This is a genomic window from Streptomyces sp. NPDC002911 (assembly GCF_053591835.1).
The window spans coordinates 1-4093 of sequence record NZ_JBSFUO010000072.1 but is presented as its reverse complement, the minus strand read 5'-3'; the positions used below and the strand labels follow the sequence as shown (position 1 = coordinate 4093).

Annotated in this window: 2 protein-coding genes; both read right to left on the bottom strand. The window is 71.7% G+C overall.

Features of this window, described 5'->3' with window-relative positions; translation table 11 throughout:
- The coding region (locus ACWD04_RS33775) for a beta-ketoacyl synthase N-terminal-like domain-containing protein (protein WP_451137549.1) at nucleotides 1–908 on the bottom strand (908 nt) is incomplete at its 3' end.
- Between the two features lie 58 nt (nucleotides 909–966).
- Nucleotides 967–4093, bottom strand: a 3127-nt coding sequence (locus ACWD04_RS33770) for an SDR family NAD(P)-dependent oxidoreductase (RefSeq protein ID WP_451137548.1), incomplete at its 5' end; no start/stop codon positions are given.

Genomic DNA, 4093 nt, shown 5'->3' with positions numbered 1-4093 from the left:
TCCTGGTTGACCGCGCTGCCGCGCACGACGGCCAGGACGTCGTGACCGTTGCGGCGGGCGTCCGACAGACGCTCCAGCAGCAGTACGCCCACACCCTCGGAGAAGCCGGTGCCGTTGGCGCCGGCGGCGAAGGCGCGGCACCGGCCGTCCGGGGAGAGGCCGCGCTGGCGGGAGAACTCGACGAACATTTTACTGTCGGCCATCACGGCCGCGCCGCCCGCCAACGCCATCTCCGACTCGCCGGTGCGCAGGGACTGGACGGCGAGGTGGATGGCGACCAGCGATGAGGAGCAGGCGGTGTCGACCGTCACCGAGGGGCCCTCGATGCCGAGGGTGTACGACACGCGGCCCGAGGCGAAGCTGCCGGTGCTGCCGCGTCCGAGGTAGGCCTCCAGGTCTTCGGGGACCTGTCGTACACGCGGAGCGTAGTCGTGGTGCATGACGCCGGTGTAGAAGCCGATCCTGCGTCCGCGCAGCGAGGTGGGGTCGATGTTGGCGCGTTCGAAGACCTCCCAGGACGTCTCCAGGAGCAGGCGCTGCTGCGGGTCCATCGCCAGCGCCTCGCGCGGGGAGATCCCGAAGAACGGCGCGTCGAAACCGGCCACGTCGTCGAGAAACCCGCCCTCACGGACGTACGACTTGCCGGGTGCGTCGGGGTCCGGGTCGTACATGCCCGCCAGGTCCCAACCCCGGTCGTCAGGGAAGGGGGTGATGCCGTCGACGCCGTCGGCGACCAGCCGCCAGAGGTCCTCGGGGGAGCTCACTCCTCCCGGCAGACGACAGGCCATACCGACAATGGCGATGGGTTCCCACGCCTTCTCCTCGACCTCGCGCAGCCGGCGGGTCGCCTGCCGGGCGGTGGCGACGGCCTTGTTGAGGTATTCGCGGTACTTCTTGTCGTCGGACATGGGGAAGGTCAGCTCCTAGAGAAAGACTTCTGACGGCGAGTGGGCGGCGGGGGCGGCGTCAGGAAGCGGTGAACTCGTTGAACTCGTTGTCGATGATGTCGAAGACCTCGTCGTCGGTGACCGACTCGAGGTCGTCGTCCGTCCCGTCCTCGGCGGCGTCCGGGGACCACTTGGCCAGCAGGACCTGCAGGGCGGCGGTGACCTGGGCACGGACCGCCCGGTCGTCGGGCACGGAGGTGAGCGTGGCCCTGAGCTTCTCGACCTCCGCGACCGCCGGGTGCACGGCGGGACCGCCTTCGGGCGCGAGCGCCTCGCGTAGGTGGGTGACGAGGACGGCGGGCGCAGGGTGGTCGAAGAGCAGCGTGGCGGGCAGACGCAGGCCGGTGGCCGCGGACAGCTTGTTGCGCAGCTCCACGGCGGTGAGCGAGTCGAAGCCCAACTCCTGGAAGGCACGGTCCGGGTGGACGGCGTGCGCGTCCTGGTGGCCGAGGACGACGGCGGTCTCCGCGCGGACCAGGTCCAGCAGTATTCCGTTCTGGGCGCCCTCTTCGAGGCCGGCCAGGCGCTCGCGCAGTGAGCCGGCGGTGGCGAGGTCGGCGCGCCTGGCGCGGGCTTCGGCCGCCGTGATGCGGCGGACCTCGGGTACGCCCTGGAGGAGTGCGGAGGGCCGGGGAGCGGTGAACGACGCGTGGAATCGCTTCCAGTCGATGTTCGCGACGATGAGGCCACTCTGTTGACCTGTCAGGGCACGGTCGAGAGCGGTCAGCATCAGCTCGGGGCGTACGGTCTCGATGCCCTGGCGGCGCAGTTGCGGGGCCGAGCCGGCGTCGACCATGCCGCCGCCGGCCCAGGCGCCCCAGGCGACGGAGGTGGCGGTCCGGTCCTGGCCCCGTCGGCGCAGCGCCAGGGCGTCGAGGTAGGCGTTGCCCGCGGAGTAGGCGCTCTGATTGCCGCTGCCCCACACTCCCGCGATGGACGAGAACACGATGAACGCGTCCAGGGGGGTGTCGCCGAGCAGGGAGTCGAGGTGGGCTGCGCCCGCCACCTTGGCCGACACGACGGCACCGAAGTCGTCGAGTGTCGTCTCCTCCAGGGTTCCGAAACCATTGACGCCGGCGGCGTGCACCACCGTGCGGACCGGGTCGCCGTCCGCTGCCAGCTTCGCCAGCAGGTCCGCGAGGGCCTGTCGGTCGGTGACGTCGACAGCGGCCACCGTGACCCGGGCGCCGGCCTCGGTGAGTTCTGCGGTGAGTTCCGCGACACCGGGGGTGTCGGTGCCGCGGCGGCCGACGAGGACCAGGTGTCCGGCGCCGGCTGCGGCCATCCGGCGGGCGGCGTGCCCGCCGAGGGCTCCGGTCCCGCCGGTGATCAGTACGGTGCCGGTGGGCTGCCAGGGTGTCTCGTCCGGCTGGGGCCGGTACAGCGGTGTCGGTTCCAGGCGGCGGGTGAGGATCGTGCCGGCGCGCAGGGCGAGTTGGTCCTCGTCGCCGCTGCCGCCGCCGAGCACCGTGGCGAGCAGGGCTCCCGTCTCCTCGTCGAGGGTGGAGGGGAGGTCGATCAGTCCGCCCCAGCGGCCCGGGTGTTCGAGCGCTGCGACCTGGCCGAGCCCCCACAGGGCGGCCTGGTCGGCGCTGTGCACCGGATCGGTGTCGGAAGTGGCGACGGCGCCTTGGGTGGCGAGCCAGAGCGGTGCCTCGATGCCGACGTCGCCGAGCGCCTGGACCAGAGTGAGCGTCGTCGCCAGACCGCCGGTGACTCCGGGACTGCCGGGGTGGTCGGTCTCGTCGAGAGCGAGCAGCGACAGGACGCCTGCGATGGCGTCCCTGTCGGTCACCGCGTCGGTGAGGAGGCCGGCGAGTGCGTCTCGGCCGGCGGCTTCGACGGGCAGCGGTACGACGTGGGTGCCCCGGTCGCCGAGGGCGGTGAGACACGCGGTGACGGTGGTGTCGTCGGTGCGGCCGGCGGGTACGGCGACCAGCCAGGTGCCGGTGGGTGCGGCTGCCGGGTCGGTGGTCTCGGCCAGGGTCCAGGTCGTGCCGTACACCCAGTTGTCCAGCCGCGAGGAGCCGGTCTCACGGGCCAGCCGGGCTCCGGCAAGCTGTTCCTGGGTCACCTGACGGCCGACGAGGGCGTCGATACGGGCCACCGGGGCACCCGTCCGGTCGGTGATCGTGACCTGCCAGGTCTCCTCGCCCGCGGGGACGAAGTGCGCCCGCAGGCGGGAGGCTCCGCGGGCCCACAGGGTGATGCCGTTCCAGGAGAAAGGCAGTCGCGGCAGACCGGTGCCGTAGATCAGTGGAGCGTGCAACGAGGCGTCGAGCAGGGCAGGGTGCAGGGAAAAGTATCCCGCGTCCTCCCGCTGCTGCTCGGGCAGCGCGACCTCGGCGAAGATCTCGTCGCCGCGGGTCCACATCGCGCACAGTCCCTGGAAGGCAGGGCCGTATTCGTAGCCGCGCTCGGCCAGGCCCGCGTACACCGACTCGACGTCCACAGGTACGGGGGTGGCACCGACCGGTGGCCAGGCGAGGGCGGGTTCGGAGGTGTCGAGGTCCTCGAGGACGAGCGTGCCGGTGGCGTGGCGCGTCCACTCGGGTTCGTCGCCCTCGGGGCGGGAGTGGACGGAGACGGCGCGACGGCCGGACTCGTCGGGTGCGGCAAGTTCGACGCGCACCTGGATGCCGCCGTCCTCGGGGAGGATGAGGGGTGCCTCGATGACGAGTTCCTCCAGGGCGCCGCAGCCGGTTTCGGCGCCGGCGGTGAGAACCAGGTCGACGAAGCCTGTGCCGGGTAGCAGCGCCGTGCCCCACACCGCGTGGTCGGCCAGCCAAGGGTGGGTGCGTACGGACCAGCGGCCGGTGAAGGCGATGCCGCCGGTTCCGGGCAGTTCCACCGCGGCGCCGAGTAGAGGGTGTGCCGAGGGGGTGAGACCGGCGGAGGAGACGTCTCCCTCGGCACGTTCCGCCTTCAGCCAGTAGTGCTGGTGCTGGAAGGGATACGTCGGCAGTTCCGTCCTTTGGGCCCCCCGCGCGTCGAACGCAGCCTCCCAGTCAACATCGACACCACCCGCGAACACCTCACCCACCGACCGCAGAAAACGATCCAGACCCCCCTCACCACGACGCAACGACCCCACCACCAGGCCGTCCACACCCACCGCACCCATCGTCTCAGCCACCACAAAACCC